We start from the raw sequence: 17,492 nt of genomic DNA on the forward strand, positions 1-17,492 counted from the left end.
TTTAGGGAAAGATGAAGTGTCATTCGGGAGCCAAATAATGAACAACAAAATGTTTAAGTCGTTTAACCGCTGGTTGGTGCTAGTGGCACTGATTTTGGGCGGAGCGGCTTATGCCGCCAGCAATGTCGAAATGGATTTGAGCCAATCTCCGGAAGTTTCTGGTACTCAGGAAGGCAAAGTAAAAATGCCTAAACAACAACAGCGTATGGCGCTGAACTATGTTAACCAACCGCCGATGATTCCTCACAGCGTGGATGGCTATCAGGTCAGCAAAAACACCAATCGCTGCTTACAATGTCACGGCGTGGAGCATTATCGCACCACCGGCGCACCGCGCGTCAGTCCAACCCACTTTATCGATCGTGATGGAAAAGTATCGAGCGAAGTTTCAGCGCGCCGATATTTCTGCCTGCAATGCCATGTTCCGCAAACAGACGCGGCGCCCATTGTAGAAAACACCTTCCAGCCTGCACCGGGCTTTGGTAAATAACCGAGGTAGCTATGACAGATGAAAAAAAACCGGGCGTGATCCGGCGGTTATGGCTGTGGTGGCGCAGGCCGAGCCGATTGGCACTAGGGACGTTGCTGCTGATCGGCTTTGTTGCCGGGATTATTTTCTGGGGTGGTTTCAACACCGGAATGGAAATGGCTAACACCGAAAAGTTCTGTATCAGTTGTCATGAAATGAAAGACAACGTGTACCAGGAATATTTGGGCACTATTCACTACAGTAACCGCAGCGGCGTCAGAGCCACTTGTCCGGATTGCCACGTTCCGCACGAATGGGGCCCGAAAATGTTGCGTAAAATCAAAGCCAGCAAAGAGCTGTACGCGAAAACCTTTGGTTTGATTGATACGCCGCAGAAATTTGAGGCGCACCGGCTGACGATGGCGAAGAGTGAATGGGCGCGCATGAAAGCCAATAATTCACAGGAATGTCGAAACTGTCATAACTTCGACAATATGGATTTCACCGCGCAGAAAACCGTGGCGGCCAAAATGCACAATAGCGCGATTGCCGAAGGCAAAACCTGCGTAGATTGCCATAAAGGTATTGCTCATAAACTGCCGGATATGCGGGAAGTTCCTAACGGTTTTTAATTTCCCCTCGAATCTGAGCGCTGTACTTTTCAACACCTCGCTGGCTTTTGCTGACGAGGTGTTTTTTTATTGCAAAGTTATCGCCACTAGCGTTAGCTAGCGCCAGGAAAATACCTTCAATTACATGATACGGAATGAATATATGTCAGCAAAAATCGCGAATATCCAACGCACGTTATTATCTGATAATTGGTATGTGCTGAATAAATATTCTTATGACTTAAAAAGAAAAAACGGTGAGTTAGTCCATCAGGAGCGTGAAGTCTACGACCGAGGCAACGGCGCCACTATCTTGTTATATAACCGTGCTAAAGGAACCGTAATACTAATCAACCAATTTCGTATGCCTACATATGTTAATGGCAATGAAAGTGGCATGTTACTAGAAGCCTGCGCGGGTCTGTTAGACGCGGATACTCCGGAAGACTGTATTCGCCGAGAAGCGATAGAAGAAACCGGTTTTGAAATTGGCGAAGTGGAAAAGCTATTTGCTGCATATATGTCACCCGGCGGCGTTACCGAACTGGTGCATTTCTTTGCTGCGGAATATCTACCGGAACAGCGTATTTATGCCGGTGGCGGTATCGATGACGAAGATATAGAGGTTCTGGAAATTCCCTTCAAAGACGCGCTGGCGATGATTGCCGATGGTCGCATCAAAGACGGTAAAACCATCATGCTGTTACAGCAGGCGCAGATTAAGGGCTGGTTTGAGTAATCGAGGAATTTTTCAGCAAATTCATCTTATGTAAGTAACTTAAGCGCAAAATGTTGTGAAGAGTTTGGGCTGCTTCATGGTTTAGACCTATTCACTCACTATACTGGTTCTGTTCCTGATTTTACCTCTCAACATATAAAAGCAAAAGGGATCCTATAATGGACGAACAGTTGAAACAAAGTGCCCTGGATTTTCACCAATATCCCACTCCGGGGAAAATCCAGGTCTCGCCAACCAAGCCGCTGGCCACGCAACGAGATCTGGCGCTAGCGTATTCTCCTGGCGTAGCGGCACCTTGTCTGGAGATTGCGGCCGACCCTTTGGCTGCCTATAAATATACTGCGCGCGGCAATCTGGTTGCGGTGATTTCCAACGGCACAGCGGTGCTGGGGTTAGGTAATATTGGCGCTTTAGCCGGAAAACCGGTTATGGAAGGCAAGGGCGTTCTGTTTAAAAAATTCTCAGGTATTGATGTTTTTGATATTGAAGTCGACGAGCATAATCCCGATAAACTGATCGACATAATCGCCTCGCTAGAACCGACCTTCGGCGGTATTAATCTGGAAGATATTAAAGCGCCAGAGTGCTTCTATATTGAACGAAAACTGCGCGAACGGATGAACATTCCGGTATTCCACGACGATCAGCACGGCACTGCGATTATTTGTACTGCAGCAGTTCTGAACGGCCTGCGCGTAGTTGAGAAAGATATTTCTGATGTTCGGCTGGTGGTTTCCGGGGCAGGGGCTGCATCCATTGCCTGTCTGAATCTGCTGGTGGCTCTGGGGCTGAAACGCCACAATATTACGGTTTGTGACTCAAAAGGCGTTATTTACCAAGGTCGAGAACCCAATATGGAGGCGACCAAAGCCGCTTACGCCATTGCTGATAACGGCCAGCGTACTTTGGGAGATGCCATTCCAAATGCCGATATTTTCCTTGGTTGCTCCGGCCCCGGTGTATTGACGCAGGACATGGTAAAAACCATGGCTCCTAATCCGTTGATTATGGCGCTGGCCAATCCAGAACCGGAAATTTTACCGCCGCTGGCGAAAGCCGTGCGTCCTGATGCGATAATCTGTACCGGTCGTTCGGATTATCCGAATCAGGTGAATAACGTTCTGTGCTTCCCGTTTATCTTCCGCGGTGCGCTGGATGTGGGCGCCACAGCCATTAACGAAGAGATGAAACTGGCCTGCGTTCACGCTATTGCCGATCTGGCTCTAGCGGAACAAAACGACGTAGTGGCTTCAGCCTACGGCGAACAAGACCTGTCCTTCGGCCCTGAATACATTATTCCAAAGCCTTTTGATCCACGTCTGATCGTCAAAATCGCCCCTGCGGTAGCCAAAGCGGCCATGGACTCTGGCGTAGCCACGCGTCCAATCGAAGATTTCGATGCTTACGTCGAGAAGCTTTCAGAGTTTGTCTACAAAACGAACCTGTTTATGAAACCCATTTTCTCTCAAGCGAGAAAAGAGCTGAAACGGGTAGTCCTGACCGAAGGGGAAGAAGAAAGAGTATTGCATGCGACTCAAGAACTTGTTTCCCAAGGGCTTGCATTCCCTATTCTGATTGGTCGCCCAAGCGTTATTGATATGCGGCTGAAGAAACTGGGGCTGCAAATCGTCGCGGGTAAAGACTTTGAAGTGGTGAATAACGAATCCGATCCTCGCTTTAATGAATACTGGCAAGAGTACTATCAGATCATGAAACGCCGAGGTGTTTCTCAGGAGCAGGCGCGTCGTGCCGTGATTAGCAATACGACGGTGATCGGTTCTATTATGCTGCACCGCGGCGAAGCTGATGCCATGATTTGCGGCACCATTGGCAATTATCATGAGCACTATTCGGTGGTCGAGAAAGTCTTCGGTTTCCGTGATGGCGTACACGTGGCTGGCGCGATGAACGCCTTGCTGTTGCCAACCGGTAATACTTTTATCGCTGATACCTATGTTAATGACGATCCAACCCCGGAAGAACTGGCCGACATTACTTTGATGGCGGCAGAAACCGTGCGTCGTTTTGGTATTGAGCCAAAAGTAGCGCTGGTTTCCCATTCTAGTTTCGGCACTGCGGATTGCCCATCAGCCCGTAAAATGCGTCGTACTCTGGAATTGGTCAACCAAATGGCACCGCAGTTGGAAATTGACGGCGAAATGCACGGCGATGCGGCTTTGGTGGAAAGTATCCGCCATGACCTGATGCCGGACAGTCCGTTGAAAGGTGCAGCTAACGTGTTGATTATGCCGAATATGGAAGCCGCGCGCATCAGTTACAACCTATTGCGCGTGACCTCATCTGAGGGCGTAACCGTTGGCCCGGTATTGATGGGTGTGGCGAAACCGGTGCATATTTTAACGCCGATTGCGTCAGTACGCCGTATTGTGAACATGGTGGCACTGGCGGTCGTTGAGGCGCAAACTGAGTTGCTGTAATACTTAATCGCATTTTTGAAAAAATCTGAGCCTTTGTCTATTTAGACAGAGGCTTTTTTATCTATGTTATTTTTCACCACAATGAAACATTCTTGTTCCGTTATTGATGTTACATAAATTGTAAATGATAATCATTATCTATATTATGCGGGCGATTAAACCGCTAAATGGATAACGCCTACTAATGAGAATCTTATTATTATTCAGTATGTTTTTAATGGTTAGCTGTACTTCTACGCCTCCTGAAAATATTCCGAGCGATAAATCCGATATTACCGTGTTAGGAACCATTACCGATCTGCATACCGGAAAAATCCTGACTGCCTCCCAGTTAGTGGATGAGCTGGCGCGCGCTCCTCAAGTGATCGTGGGTGAGAAACACGATAATCTTTATCACCATCAAATCGAGCTGTGGTTGATAGAAAATCTGGCACAGAAACGTCCACAGGGCAGTGTATTGCTGGAAATGTTAAATCCGAACCAACAGATCAAGGTGGATAAGGTTAAGTCCTGGCTACAGCAAGCGCCTAGTGTTCGGGAAAGTCGAATCATGGAGCTGCTAGCCTGGCAGCCGGGCTGGAGTTGGGCGCTGTACGGGGATCTGGCAATGGCGGTGATGCGTGCGCCTTATCCCGTGTGGTCGGCGAATTTGGATCGAGATGAAATCATGGCGATCTATAAGGAGAAACCGTCGATAGAGGGCAAACTTTCCACCATGCCAGAAGTGCGCGCGGCGCTGGAAAAGCTAATTCGTGCGTCTCACGATAATAAAATTGATGCTTCGCAATTAGCCTCAATGGTGGCAATTCAGCAGCAACGCGACCGCCGTATGGCTGAACGTTTGCTGGCTGCGCCCACTCCAGCACTATTCATTGCCGGTGGTTATCATGCGGCGAAAAATATTGGAGTGCCTTTGCATATGCAGGATCTTAAAGCGGCTTCACGCCCGTTGGTGCTAATGCTGGCTGAAGAGGGCGCTGAAGTAGGACCAGAAAATGCAGATTATCTGTGGTCTGTACCGGTGAAGACTTTACCGCGCTAAGAATTTCGCCGAGCTAAAAACTTCGCCATGTAAGAATCTTGCCTTGTCCCAGCGCAACAAATGCGACATTTTATGTCGCATTCTTCATTTATTTGCACGGATTCTGAAAAGAAACTGTTAATCTTATTTACAAATGATTATCATTGTTAAATATAACTGATAATCATTCGCATTCTAATTATTCCATGTATTCACTGCATTTCTACGATCACCCTTTACCAAAGCCGAAAGTTGGCCAAAGTTTTGTTCTGGCTATCGCTGCTCATCTCGCCGTTGCGTGGTTGATCTTTCGCGTTGCTGAAACCTTGCCTCCGTTACCTTTGCCGCCTCCCGCAGTGATGATGCAATGGTCGACGCAGATTGAAGCGCCAGCTACGCCGAAACCCTTGCCAGTCGGTGAGCAGCAGACCGTCTCATCGGCAGCCTCTGAACCACAGAAAAGCGCAGAGAAGCAGCCGGAGTTACCGAAGCTGACCAGAGCGGAAAAAGCCAAAATTATCGTGGCTGAAAATAAGCCCGAGCCTAGAGTGCGGCAAAAGCAGCCCAAGCCGGAGAAACCTCAGGCTATTACCAGCCCTGCGGCGTTGGCGTCTGCTGCCAGCAGTGCGGCTCCGATGGCACAAAGTCAGCCTTTCGAACGCGTTTCCGCGCCGATAAATAGCGATGCCAACGCAAAAGTAGACGCCAAAATTTCGTGGGAAAGTTTGGTAAGAGGGCATCTTAATCGTTTTAAACGCTATCCTGCTGAAGCGCAGGCGCGTAACCGTACTGGAACCGTCTGGGTTGAATTTACTCTCGATTATCGTGGCAATATTCTCAGTAGCAAAAAAATAAAATCATCTGGTACGCAATCCCTCGATCGTGAGGCGATGAGAATGCTGGAAAAATCGCAGCCACTGCCGATACCGCCAGAGTCAATATTGTATCAGGGGAGAATTACCGTCACGCTTCCTATTGATTTTAGTTTAATTAATCAACAGTAATATCAGTGGCTCAAATTCTTAAATAACCCTAGGTGAAATCATTTATTTTTTGATAGCCCGGTTAGCTACAGAATTTGTAGTAAATAAAATGGACTGTATTTAATTATATCAGAGGGACTATGAGATATTTTATATCACCTAAGATTAATGCGGGTAATTGCCTAATACCTTCGATTATTTATCTCGGTTTATTCAGTTTTTCCTTATTTGCAGGTGCGGCTGAGATGACTGAGCCAACGCCTCCTCTTGCGGAAAAACATCCGTATCAATTAACCCTACATTCAGAAACTCGCGTCGATAATTACTATTGGTTGCGAGATGACGACCGCAAAGATAAAAAGGTTATTGATTATCTGAAGGCTGAAAATAGCTACGCTGAATCTATACTTAAATCGACGACTGCCTTGCAAGATACGCTATATCAGGAAATGTTGGAGCGAGTAAATCAGCAGGATCAATCGGTACCTTATAATCTTAATGGATATTCTTACCAAGAAAGCTATCAGCCAGGCAAAGAGTACGCGCAGTACCAACGGCAGCGGGAAGTGCCTGATGCAGAATGGGAAGTGTTGCTAGATGCCAATCAGCGTGCGCAGGGGCATGATTACTATAAGCTGGGTGGCCTGAGCGTCAGCCGTGATAATCAGCGCATGGCTGTGGCGGAAGATACGCTATCTCGTCGACAGTACAGTATCCATTTAAAACAGATTGCCGATACCCAATGGTCTGATGAGGTTATTCATGACACTTCGGGCAATATGGTGTGGGCCAACGATAATAACACTCTGTTTTACGTACGTAATCATCCGCAAACTTTATTGCCGTATCAGGTGTTTCGGCATCAATACGGTACACCAGCAGAAAATGATGTCTTGGTTTACCAAGAGAATGACGATAGCTATTACCTCAGTTTATCGCCCAGCACCTCTCGCCGGTATATTTTGATAAATATCAGTAGTACCGCGACCTCGGAAACCCGGTTGCTGGATGCTAATCAACCACAGCAGGCACCGACGATTTTCTCTGCCCGCAAAACGGGACGTGAATACTACATCGATCATTTTAACGACCAATTCTATATTCGCTCTAATCATCAGCATCCTAACTTTGGTTTGTATCAGACCGCATCTGGGGAAGCCTCTTGGACAACGCTGATTGCACCGGAGGATTCTAAAGACGTAGAGAATTTTGTGTTATTCCGCGATTGGCTAGTGGTCGCTGAACGGGAGCAGGGCTTAACCCATATTCGTAAAATCAATTGGCAGAGTCAGCAACAGCAGCAATTGACCGTTGAAGACCCGACTTATATGGCGTGGCTGGCCTATAACCCGGAGCCAGATAGCCACGTTCTGCGGTATCGCTATTCCTCAATGACCACGCCGACCTCGACTTATCAATGGGATATGATTAGCGGAGAGAAAATTCTGCTAAAACAACAGGAAGTAAAAAACTTTAATCGCGATGAATACCAAAGCCAGCGTATCTGGGTTACGGCTCGCGATGGGGTGCTGGTTCCGGCTTCGCTGGTTTACCGTAAATCATTATTTAAAAAAGGCCATAATCCATTGCTAGCTTACGCCTATGGGGCTTACGGCATGAGTATGGACCCTTCGTTTAGCGCGAACCGGCTGAGTTTATTAGATCGCGGCTTTATCTTTACTTTGATTCATGTGCGCGGCGGCGGTGAGCTGGGGCAGCGGTGGTATAAACAAGGTAAACTGGCGCAAAAAGAAAACAGTTTCAATGACTTCATCGATGTTACTAAAGGTTTGCTACAGCAAGGCTTTGGCCAGCCGGAGCGACTCTATGCCATGGGCGGTAGCGCCGGAGGGCTGCTGATTGGGGCGGTCATTAATCAGGAACCCACCTTATTTAACGCGGTAGTGGCGCAGGTGCCTTTTGTTGATGTTGTGACGACTATGTCTGATACCTCGATCCCATTAACCACCAATGAATACGGTGAATGGGGGAATCCTGAAAAGTTAGCTGATTATAAGGTCATGCGAGCCTATAGCCCTTATGACAATATCTCTTCTAAAAATTATCCTAATTTATTAGTGACCAGCGGATTGCATGATTCGCAGGTGCAATATTGGGAGCCAGCCAAATGGGTGGCTAAATTACGAGAGTTTAATCGGGGGAATAATATTGTTTTATTAACCACGGATATGAGTGCCGGGCACGGCGGTAAATCTGGCCGTCTCAGTAGATTGAAGAATAGTGCGCAGGAATACACCTTTATTTTAGCCATGGACGAGAAATTAAAATCATTCCACATAAAAAATGTGGAATAAACAAATAAGAAAATAATAATAATGGAAGTCAGAGTGTTCATATTCAAATTGGGTATGAATGCTTCACGGCTATCTGAATTTCATAACACGATTAAGTTTTTAATACGGAATTTTAAATTAATTTATTGAGGGACTTATGACAGTTAATCTAGTGGTGAAAATAATGGGAACCGGTTTGGTTTTTATCGGATTGCCAGCTATAACTCAGGCAGAAACCGAATTAGCCAATACCAAGGAAAAAATGGTATTCAGCCCGTTAACGGTGTCAGGAGCAAAAACATCGCCTGAAAACAGTGCGTTGGAAAAACCAGGCGCATTCAGTTCTCGAGGAGAAAGCAAAGACCTGCAATCAATCGATTCGGTAATTAGAAGCATGCCCGGAACCTCAACGCAAATGGATCCCGGTCAGGGAACCGTCAGTGTGAATATTCGTGGTATGACCGGCTTTGGTCGGGTGAACACGATGGTGGATGGCGTAACGCAGAGCTTTTATGGCAGTGCACCTAACCCCTATAACCATGGACAATCCCCGACGACCCAATTTGGTGCGCTAATCGATCCTAACTTTATCGTGGGCATTGATGTGGCCCGAGGCAATGCCATCGGCGCTGATGGGGTGAATGCGCTTGCGGGTAGCGCCAATTTCCGAACTATCGGCGTGGATGACGTTATTTTTTCTGGTAATCCCTTTGGCATTAGAAGCAAATTTTCGTTGGGCAATAACGGTATTGGCCGTAGTGGAATGATTGCTGTTGCGGGTAAAACGGATGCTTTTACCGATACCGGGAGTATTGGCGCGATGCTGGCAGTGAGCGGCAGCAGTATTGACGCTAGTTATAAAAATGGCGATGGGGTGATGAGCCAGGAATTTGGTAGTGACGAAACCTTTAAACAAAATCCACAGTCTCAGTTAATTAAGCTGAATATCAAGCCGAATGAGTTTAATGACATCGAGCTATCTGGTCGAGCCTATAACAATAAAATCAGCCGCCGCCACATTAACAGCGATGACTTTTATATTAAATACAACTATACACCGTTCTCCGAGCTGATTGATTTGAGCGTATTGGCTAGCGTTAGCCGCGGGAATCAAAAATATGATTCCGACGCATTGAACAAATTTACCAACTCAAGTGCTAAAAACAGCTCAGATGCGATTGATATTAATAACGTCAGCAGATTCAGCTACGCTGATACGGACTTTTCCGTCAAAATCGGCGGTAAGTTGATGAATACTGAGTATTACAAGCATATTGAAACTACGGAACCGGATAATAAAACCGCAGGAGAAATATTGGAAAACAACGTGTTCGCGCCGGGCGGCAGACAGGATATCTCTAGTTTGTATACCGGGCTGCAAATAAATCGCGGTATTTATCAGGCTAATTTTGATCTCAATTATACTGCAGCCAAGCTTAAAGGTTTCAAACCCGCCTGTGACGATCGCATCCGCTGTTTCCCGCAGGGTAGTGCCAATATTAATTTAAATGAACATGGCTTTAATCCTAGTTTGCTGCTGTCGGCGGATATTGTGAATTGGTTCCAGCCTTTTATCAGCTATAACCAATCGATGCGCGCGCCAAACGTGCAGGAAGTGTTTTATTCCAATGAGGGCGGGGCTTCGATGAACCCATTCCTAAAAGGTGAAGAGGCAGAAACTTATCAGTTAGGTTTTAACTCCGCCAGCCAAGGGCTGATATTTAAAGATGACTCGCTGCGTTTTAAAGCGGTTTACTATCGCAGCAAGATTAAAAACTATATTTCCAGCCAATCTTATATGCTGTGTGGGACGGGGCGGGTCTGCACGTTGGATCAAATGACTAGCGAGGATTGGAGTACAACTGATGGTAACTTTAATATTTACATCTACACCAACTCACTAGCACCGGTCAGAACTCACGGTTTTGAGCTAGAAGCTAATTATGACGCCGGATTCTTATTTAGCCGTCTGTCCTTCAGCAAAGAAAATACCGACCAACCGACTTCTATCGCCAGCGGTGTTTTCGGCGCAGGTGACAGCTCTGAAATGCCGGATAAATTCCTGACGTTGGATACCGGATTGCGCTTCCTGGATGAAAAATTAACGGTTGGCACTATTGTGAAGTATACCGGCAAGACCCGTCGGATGAGCCCCGCATTGGATTACGATGAACATGACGGAAGATTGATGAAAGAAGAAATGTCGAATATTCCAACCATCGTGGATATTTACGGTAATTATCAAATGACTAAAAATGTGATGCTGAAAGTTTCGGTGCAGAATTTGATGAACAAAAGCTATTCGGATTCGCTAAATAAACTGAACGCTATGCCGATGCAACAACGGGAAGAGAACCCCAATAATACGGCCAGAGGAAGAACTTATTTGTTTGGCGGTGAGATTCGCTTCTAACAAAATTAGCCCTGCGATTGACGCCGATCGCAGGGCTATTATTCAAATGCTTAGCCGTTTTTTTTCTTTGCCTGCTGTAGCCATTTATCCAGCTCATTGGCAAACTGCTGGCGATCCCGCTGATGTAAAGTGTTAGGCCCGCCGGTTTGAATACCGCTGGCGCGCATGGTATCCATAAAATCGCGCATATTTAGCCGTTCACGAATAGTATCCGGCGTATAACGCTCACCGCGTGGATTTAAGGCTATTCCACCTTTTTCAATGACCTCAGCGGCTAACGGAATATCGGCGGTAATCACTAAATCACCGGTTTCAACTCGTTGTACGATTTCGTTATCAGCTACGTCAAATCCCGATGCAACCTGAAGAGTACGGATAAACTTTGACGGTGGTGTTTTCAACGGCTGATTTGCGACCAGAGTCACCATCATACCAACGCGATCTGCCGCGCGGAAGAGTACTTCTTTAATCACGTTCGGACAGGCATCCGCATCGACCCAAATTTGCATCAACAGGTTTCTCCGTTTGTTTCATTTACCCATTCTCTGACCGGCAGAAAATCGCGGTAAAGCATGGCTTCCGGGCTATCAGGCTCTGGCTGATAATTATATTCCCAGCGCACCAAAGGCGGCAGCGACATTAAAATAGACTCGGTGCGTCCACCGGTTTGTAGGCCAAACAACGTGCCACGATCCCACACCAGATTGAATTCGACGTAACGACCACGACGATAAAGTTGGAATTGACGCTCACGCTCGCCCCAAGCCAGGGTTTTACGACGTTCGACAATGGGCAGGTAAGCATCGGTAAAACCTTTGCCAACTGCCTGAGTAAAGGCAAAACAGATCGAAAAATCTGGAGTGTTCAAGTCATCAAAGAACAGCCCACCGATGCCACGAGCTTCGTTCCTATGTTTGATATAGAAATAATCGTCGCACCATTTTTTATACTTGCCGTACAGATCTTCCCCAAATGGCTGGCATAGCGCTTTAGCCGTTTGATGCCAATGCACCGCGTCTTCTTCAAAGCCGTAGTAGGGGGTTAAATCGAAACCGCCGCCGAACCACCAAACTGGCTGTTCACCGGGTTTTTCGGCAATAAAGAAGCGAACGTTGGCATGGCTGGTGGGGATGTAAGGATTGAGGGGATGAATAACCAGCGAAACGCCGAGCGCCTGAAAGCTACGGCCCGCCAACTCTGGGCGGTGCGCGGTAGCGGAGGCGGGTAAGGTAGCACCAGACACATGCGAGAAATTCACGCCGGCCTGTTCGAATACTGCACCATTAACCATTACCCGGCTGCGTCCGCCGCCACCTTCCTCTCGTTCCCACTGTTGTTCGGTAAAACTGGCTTGACCGTCTGCCTGCGCGAGTTTGGCGCAAATGTCATCCTGTAGTGATAAGAGAAAGGTTCTGATAATGTTTATGTCTGGTGTATTCATCGGAATTATATTCACTGGCTTGGGAGTGTTTTAGGCCGCTAAGTATACCCTGATTCCGGCCTATAGTTGTACCGTCAGTGTGGGTTCGGTTTATGACTGCTAAGGAAACCGATTATCGTTGCCTACTACGAGAATTCCGCTTGAATCCGCTATTATTCACGGTATCAACCTCGGATAATACATGCGCCAGTCTGAGCCAATTCTCTTAATTATGTGTATCCATATCAATTTATTATTGCGTGTGTAGATAATCCCGCGATAATCAGAACATCAACTTTAATTAACAGCGGCGAACACTGATGGAAATTCGCGTATTTCGACAAGATGATTTTGAAGAGGTAATCACTCTGTGGGAGTGCTGTGATTTATTACGGCCATGGAACGACCCAGAGATGGATATTGAGCGCAAACTCAACCACGATCCGGATTTATTCTTGGTGGCGGAAGTGAATGGCGCGGTCGTGGGCTCGGTGATGGGCGGTTATGACGGCCATCGAGGTTCCGCATATTATCTTGGCGTTCATCCGGACTTCCGTGGTCGCGGCATTGCCAATGCGCTGATCAGCCGCCTGGAAAAGAAATTAATCGCCCGTGGCTGCCCAAAAATAAACATCATGGTCCGCGACGATAATGATGCGGTGCTGGGTATGTATGAAAAGTTGGATTATGAGATTCAGGACAGTATTAGCCTTGGCAAACGACTGATCGTCGATCAGGAATATTAACGGTGGGCCAATCGGAAGATTAAAAATACCCTATCCCGCTGAATTGATCTGAGGGATAGGGCGTTCATTATTGCAATTTGGTAATATTTCTCACATCAACTTCTACTGAGTTCCAGTCTTTATCCACCTTACCTTCGATTTGTACTTTATCTTTTGGCGTGATGGTCTGGCCTTTCCAACGCTTGGCGTCAATATCTACGGTGATCGTGCCGGTATTGTCGCGGAAAGTGTAGTTATCGTGGCTCAAACGCTCCTCGATATAACCTTGTAAAGTGACGCGAGTGTCGTCACGCATAGATTTTACTTTATCTACGGTTGTGCTTTCCGCGCTTGGGCCTTGGAAGCCGCCTTGAGTTGCGGGCTGAGTTTGGGTTGTTGACGGGCCATCAAAGCCACCGGTAGTTGGAGTAGTGGTGGTTTGCGCTAGTGCCGGAGTGCTACATAAAGCCAGGAATGTTGCTGCTGTGATGAACTTCTTCACGTTATCGCTCCTTCAATCAATAAATGATTATGTCCGATAGACGGGGAAATCTCGTCCTTTGAGTAGCCGATAATGACCAGACCGCAAAAAATGCTTAAATATCACGACCTGAGTGGTCATTATAGTTTAGGAATATAGGTTGGCAATAATCCGATGGCTGTCAAATGATGAGTATCTGTGAAGATAAGTGGCCGATTAGTATGGCGAGATTACGATATTATGAGCTTCTTTGGCGCGATTGTCATACCGAGGTACTGCGACTACGGCACTTTTTTAGCAAACTGAACTCCAACCAGTGAATCATTGAGCGCTATTCTACTGAAACGGGCTTTGTCTATGGGCCGAAAGCAAGTGATTATCGGTGTCACCGTTTTTGTCAGTTAATTTTAAGGAGCTATACCATGAATTTACGCCCGCTATTGATTGGGTTGCCAATATTGCTGACAGGGTGTTCTGCGCTCTCAAACTTTTCCTGGTCGAGCCTGTCTCCCACGAATTGGTTTGGTAGTAGCCTGCGGGTGACCGAGCAAGGCGTGGGGGGGATTACTGCTGCCACGGCGATGAATCAGGATGCGATTAACGAAGGTCTGAACGGCGATTACCGTTTACGCAGCGGCATGGCTGGCAATGGTGATAGATTAATTTCTTTTTATCAGGCGATGAAGGACGATCAGGTTAAACTGATTGTTTCAGGCCAGTCTAAAGGCACCGTCGAACGAATTGACGTTATGGACAAAAATATTTCCAGCCAGTGGGGCGTAAAACTGGATACACCGTTTAGCGATATCTTTAAGCAGGCTTATGGTGCCTGCCAGAAAGGTACCGGTGATGATGCTGAAGGCGTAGAGTGCGTGGCTCCAGAAAGTCAACATGTTAGTTACCTGTTTACCGGCATTTGGCATGGTCCGGAAGGACTAATGCCATCAGACGACGCATTGAAAAGCTGGAAAGTGAGTAAAATAATTTGGCGTGCTCAGGCACATTAATCTTAGCCGTAGCAGGAATATTTTTAACGTCGTAAAGGCTCCTCTGTCGGAGCCTTTATTATTTATGGGGAGAAATCACGGTGGCAGCAACCTGCTAGCATTGGGGCTATTCCTGTTTTATTTTGCGCTGACGCAATGTAATAATTAAGGCGTCGCGTATGATGTCGAACAAATAAAGTCGGGGGAAGAACCCCAACGCCCAGTTTTTATTGAGGAAGAAATCATGTCTCAGGTTCAGAGCGGTATTTTGCTGGAACATTGCCGTTTTGCTATTTTTATGGAAGCAAAAATTCAGGGTGAACTGGATGACATCCGTAGCGGTTGTAAAACATTTTGCCAATCGTTGGTGGAGTTACAACAACAATATCCTGATGCGCATTTAGGCGCGGTTATTGCCTTCGGTTCTGACGTATGGCATGACCTCTCTGGTGGGCAGGGCGCTGCTGAACTAAAGCCTTTTGTGCCGTTGGGACGAGGTTTGGCTCCGGCGACCCAGCGTGACATGCTGATCCACATTCAGTCTCTGCGTCATGATGTGAACTTCTCTCTGGCTCAGGCTGCGCTGGCCGCATTCGGTAAAACTATTGCTATTGAAGAAGAAACCCAGGGTTTCCGTTGGGTGGATGAACGTGACCTGACCGGCTTTATTGATGGTACTGAAAACCCGCAGGGTGATAACCGGCCTGAAGTCGCGGTTATTGCCGAAGGTGAAGAAGACGCTGGCGGTAGTTACGTTTTAGTACAGCGCTATGAGCACAACCTGAGCACCTGGCAGCGCCAATCGCAGGAAAAACAAGAGCAAATTATTGGTCGCACCAAGCCGGATAGCCAGGAACTGCCGCCGGATCAGCGTCCTGATACCTCGCACGTTAGCCGGGTTGATTTAAAAGAAAACGGTAAAGGGTTGAAAATTCTGCGTCAGAGCCTGCCTTATGGTACGGCCAGTGGGAAACATGGCCTGTATTTCATCGCTTATTGCGCGCGTTTACACAATATCGAACAGCAATTGCTAAGCATGTTCGGCGATCTGGATGGCAAGCACGACCAGTTGCTGCGTTTCAGTAAGGCCGTTACCGGCAGCTATTATTTCGCGCCGTCGCTAACTAAACTGCTGTCACTATAGCTAGAGTATTTTCCGCAAAAAAACGTACAAAAAAGCCGGATTGCTATTTAGCACCGGCTTTTTTTATCGCTCAATGATCGCGGTCTACATTATTCCTTGGGAAGATTACAGCGCCACTGCATCACGCATTCTGTTCAGCACAGTTTGTTTTTGTTCTTTAGTTAGAGCACGTAACGGCAACCGCGGATTACCAGCATCAATACCGTGTAATTGCATCGCAGCTTTACCTGCGGCGACGCCACCAAATTCTACTAGTACGCGAATTAGCGCAATGACCTGATCCATACTTCTTTGTACCGCGGCATGGTTACCAGCGTTGAAGTCCGCAATGATTTTATGGAACAGTGGCGCCGCGTAATTATAAGTGCTGCCAACGGCACCAATAGCGCCGACAGCTAATCCGCCAGGTAGATGTTCATCCACGCCAAACGGAATATCAAATTTGCCGCCGCTAACCCGTAGGCAGCGTTGGAATTCATACAAATCGGCATTATTGAATTTAATGCCAGACAAGTTAGGAATTTTAGACTCAGCTTTAATTAAGAACTGTTCCATATCCAAATTCACGCCAGACATACCGGAGTGATAATAGTAAAAGCCTTTCGACGGAGCCGCCGCTGCAATTGCCTGACAATAGGCAATTAAATCATCCAGATTACCTGGCTTGAAGAAACAGGGGCCAATGGCTGAGGTAGCAAAAATATCCAGTTCTTCCGCATGACGAGACAAATCTACGGCATCTTTAATACTGAGAGCGCCAGTGTGCAGCGTAATGCTTAATTGTCCCTGTGCGGCAGCAACCCAGCGCTCGGCAATTTTTTTACGTTCTTCAACGGAGCAATGAATACCTTCTCCCGTGGTACCGCAAACGTAAACACCTTTTACGCCATCATTAATCAGATGCTCTGCAATCTGGTCAATGACCGGGTAATTGACTTCACCGTGCTCATCAAATGGAGTGTGTGGTGCAGCGATAAGGCCGGTTAACTTTTTCATACATATCCTTAAACTCGAAGAGATAGCAGGGTGGAGTTTCTTTATGGAGGATAACTCCACCGTTAAAATTAAGCACGTCAGGAAGACTAACGTTGCCTGATGGCATCGGTGAACCAGCCGCAGATATGTTCAATGCGGGTGATGGCGGATCCGACGGTCACGGCATAGGCTCCCGCTTTAATCGCGGCGGCGGCGAGCGGCGGCGAGTTATAGCGACCTTCGGCTATCACGCGGCAACCGGCCTGAGCCAGTTGGTTTACCAGAGCTAAATCTGGCTCAGACGGCGTATTTTCCGAGGTATAGCCGGATAACGTCGTGCCGATAAAATCGACGCCCAAGCGGTGAGCGCTGATACCATCGGTATAGTCAGAAGCGTCCGCCATGGATAAACGACCAGAAGCTTTAATTCGTTCAAACAGCATTTCCACCGAAACGGGGCGCTCCCGGAGGGTGACATCAAAAGCGATAATATCGGCTCCGGCAGCAACTAATGCATCCACATCTTCCAGCCATGGAGTTATTCTGACTGCGCAGCCCGGCAGATCCCGCTTAACAATGCCAATAATTGGCGCAGCGGTCACTTCACGCACCGCTTTGACGTTGGCGGCACCTTCAATACGTAGACCTACGGCACCGCCGTCCAGCGCGGCTTTCGCCATGGCGGCAATAATTTCGGGGCGATCCATGGCACCGTTAGGAACCGGTTGGCATGAAACGATTAATCCGTTCTGGAGCTGATGGCGGAGGTGGATTGGATTGCTCACGGTCTTTA

Annotated in this window: 16 protein-coding genes; 11 read left to right on the top strand and 5 right to left on the bottom strand. The window is 47.3% G+C overall.

Annotated features, from left to right (window positions below; all coding sequences use genetic code 11):
• The first annotated feature begins 37 nt into the window (after positions 1–37).
• From napB to AD970_RS03240, 8 genes are all read left to right on the top strand, one after another.
• Positions 38–490 (top strand): nitrate reductase cytochrome c-type subunit, encoded by a 453-nt coding sequence (napB, locus tag AD970_RS03205; protein ID WP_049596900.1) that lies wholly within the window; start codon positions 38–40, stop codon positions 488–490.
• Positions 491–501: 11 nt separating this feature from the next.
• A complete protein-coding gene (napC, locus tag AD970_RS03210) occupies positions 502–1,101 on the top strand; it encodes a cytochrome c-type protein NapC (RefSeq protein WP_049596901.1) in 600 nt (199 codons plus the stop codon).
• Between the two features lie 142 nt (positions 1,102–1,243).
• Positions 1,244–1,819 carry a GDP-mannose pyrophosphatase NudK gene (gene nudK, locus AD970_RS03215; protein ID WP_049596902.1) on the top strand — a complete coding sequence of 192 codons (576 nt, stop codon included), beginning with the start codon at positions 1,244–1,246 and terminating at the stop codon, positions 1,817–1,819.
• Positions 1,820–1,977: 158 nt separating this feature from the next.
• Positions 1,978–4,257, top strand: a complete 2,280-nt coding sequence (maeB, locus tag AD970_RS03220; RefSeq protein ID WP_049596903.1) for an NADP-dependent oxaloacetate-decarboxylating malate dehydrogenase — start codon at positions 1,978–1,980, stop codon at positions 4,255–4,257.
• A gap of 184 nt (positions 4,258–4,441) precedes the next feature.
• Positions 4,442–5,299, top strand: a complete 858-nt coding sequence (locus AD970_RS03225; RefSeq protein WP_049596904.1) for a ChaN family lipoprotein — start codon at positions 4,442–4,444, stop codon at positions 5,297–5,299.
• 143 nt (positions 5,300–5,442) lie between these two features.
• Positions 5,443–6,282 carry an energy transducer TonB gene (locus tag AD970_RS03230; protein ID WP_235786897.1) on the top strand — a complete coding sequence of 280 codons (840 nt, stop codon included), beginning with the start codon at positions 5,443–5,445 and terminating at the stop codon, positions 6,280–6,282.
• A gap of 224 nt (positions 6,283–6,506) precedes the next feature.
• Entirely contained in the window at positions 6,507–8,576 is a 2,070-nt protein-coding gene (locus AD970_RS03235) for a S9 family peptidase (RefSeq protein WP_049596906.1), read from the top strand.
• Between the two features lie 136 nt (positions 8,577–8,712).
• Positions 8,713–10,968, top strand: coding sequence for a TonB-dependent receptor domain-containing protein (locus AD970_RS03240; RefSeq protein ID WP_049596907.1), 2,256 nt, complete (start codon positions 8,713–8,715; stop codon positions 10,966–10,968).
• A 50-nt stretch (positions 10,969–11,018) separates the two neighbouring features.
• Here AD970_RS03240 and AD970_RS03245 read toward each other — a convergent pair whose 3' ends face one another.
• The gene (locus AD970_RS03245; protein WP_049596908.1) at positions 11,019–11,477 is read right to left on the bottom strand and encodes a YaiI/YqxD family protein; all 459 of its coding nucleotides are present in this window, start codon (positions 11,475–11,477) and stop codon (positions 11,019–11,021) included.
• Entirely contained in the window at positions 11,477–12,409 is a 933-nt protein-coding gene (gene hemF, locus AD970_RS03250; protein ID WP_049596909.1) for an oxygen-dependent coproporphyrinogen oxidase, read from the bottom strand. The genes AD970_RS03245 and hemF overlap by 1 nt, the downstream gene beginning before the upstream one ends.
• Positions 12,410–12,708: 299 nt before the next feature.
• Here hemF and AD970_RS03255 point away from each other — a divergent pair, with 299 nt between their 5' ends.
• On the top strand, positions 12,709–13,134 hold the full coding sequence (locus AD970_RS03255) for a GNAT family acetyltransferase (protein ID WP_049596910.1): 426 nt from the start codon (positions 12,709–12,711) through the stop codon (positions 13,132–13,134).
• 67 nt (positions 13,135–13,201) lie between these two features.
• On the opposite strand, the gene AD970_RS03260 is transcribed toward AD970_RS03255, so the two are convergent.
• On the bottom strand, positions 13,202–13,615 hold the full coding sequence (locus AD970_RS03260; RefSeq protein WP_049596911.1) for a YgiW/YdeI family stress tolerance OB fold protein: 414 nt from the start codon (positions 13,613–13,615) through the stop codon (positions 13,202–13,204).
• 401 nt (positions 13,616–14,016) lie between these two features.
• Here AD970_RS03260 and AD970_RS03265 point away from each other — a divergent pair, with 401 nt between their 5' ends.
• Positions 14,017–14,601, top strand: coding sequence for an RpoE-regulated lipoprotein (locus AD970_RS03265; RefSeq protein WP_049596912.1), 585 nt, complete (start codon positions 14,017–14,019; stop codon positions 14,599–14,601).
• A gap of 223 nt (positions 14,602–14,824) precedes the next feature.
• Positions 14,825–15,724, top strand: coding sequence for a Dyp-type peroxidase (locus tag AD970_RS03270; protein WP_049596913.1), 900 nt, complete (start codon positions 14,825–14,827; stop codon positions 15,722–15,724).
• Between the two features lie 105 nt (positions 15,725–15,829).
• On the opposite strand, the gene AD970_RS03275 is transcribed toward AD970_RS03270, so the two are convergent.
• Both AD970_RS03275 and AD970_RS03280 read right to left on the bottom strand, forming a co-directional pair.
• Positions 15,830–16,720, bottom strand: a complete 891-nt coding sequence (locus AD970_RS03275; RefSeq protein ID WP_049596914.1) for a dihydrodipicolinate synthase family protein — start codon at positions 16,718–16,720, stop codon at positions 15,830–15,832.
• Positions 16,721–16,806: 86 nt separating this feature from the next.
• Positions 16,807–17,484: an N-acetylmannosamine-6-phosphate 2-epimerase gene (locus tag AD970_RS03280; protein WP_072080589.1), complete on the bottom strand. Its 678-nt coding sequence runs from the start codon at positions 17,482–17,484 to the stop codon at positions 16,807–16,809.
• Between the last annotated feature and the right edge of the window lie 8 nt (positions 17,485–17,492).

Source organism: Yersinia nurmii (assembly GCF_001112925.1).
Taxonomy (GTDB): Bacteria; Pseudomonadota; Gammaproteobacteria; order Enterobacterales; family Enterobacteriaceae; genus Yersinia; species Yersinia nurmii.

What these genes read in the sequence shown, in the direction of transcription:
- napB (WP_049596900.1), top strand. Translation starts at nt 38, where the DNA reads ATGAACAACAAAATGTTTAAGTCGTTTAACCGCTGGTTGGTGCTAGTG.
- napC (WP_049596901.1), top strand. Translation starts at nt 502, where the DNA reads ATGACAGATGAAAAAAAACCGGGCGTGATCCGGCGGTTATGGCTGTGG.
- nudK (WP_049596902.1), top strand. Translation starts at nt 1,244, where the DNA reads ATGTCAGCAAAAATCGCGAATATCCAACGCACGTTATTATCTGATAAT.
- maeB (WP_049596903.1), top strand. Translation starts at nt 1,978, where the DNA reads ATGGACGAACAGTTGAAACAAAGTGCCCTGGATTTTCACCAATATCCC.
- AD970_RS03225 (WP_049596904.1), top strand. Translation starts at nt 4,442, where the DNA reads ATGAGAATCTTATTATTATTCAGTATGTTTTTAATGGTTAGCTGTACT.
- AD970_RS03235 (WP_049596906.1), top strand. Translation starts at nt 6,507, where the DNA reads ATGACTGAGCCAACGCCTCCTCTTGCGGAAAAACATCCGTATCAATTA.
- AD970_RS03240 (WP_049596907.1), top strand. Translation starts at nt 8,713, where the DNA reads ATGACAGTTAATCTAGTGGTGAAAATAATGGGAACCGGTTTGGTTTTT.
- AD970_RS03245 (WP_049596908.1), bottom strand. Translation starts at nt 11,477, where the DNA reads ATGCAAATTTGGGTCGATGCGGATGCCTGTCCGAACGTGATTAAAGAA.
- hemF (WP_049596909.1), bottom strand. Translation starts at nt 12,409, where the DNA reads ATGAATACACCAGACATAAACATTATCAGAACCTTTCTCTTATCACTA.
- AD970_RS03255 (WP_049596910.1), top strand. Translation starts at nt 12,709, where the DNA reads ATGGAAATTCGCGTATTTCGACAAGATGATTTTGAAGAGGTAATCACT.
- AD970_RS03265 (WP_049596912.1), top strand. Translation starts at nt 14,017, where the DNA reads ATGAATTTACGCCCGCTATTGATTGGGTTGCCAATATTGCTGACAGGG.
- AD970_RS03270 (WP_049596913.1), top strand. Translation starts at nt 14,825, where the DNA reads ATGTCTCAGGTTCAGAGCGGTATTTTGCTGGAACATTGCCGTTTTGCT.
- AD970_RS03275 (WP_049596914.1), bottom strand. Translation starts at nt 16,720, where the DNA reads ATGAAAAAGTTAACCGGCCTTATCGCTGCACCACACACTCCATTTGAT.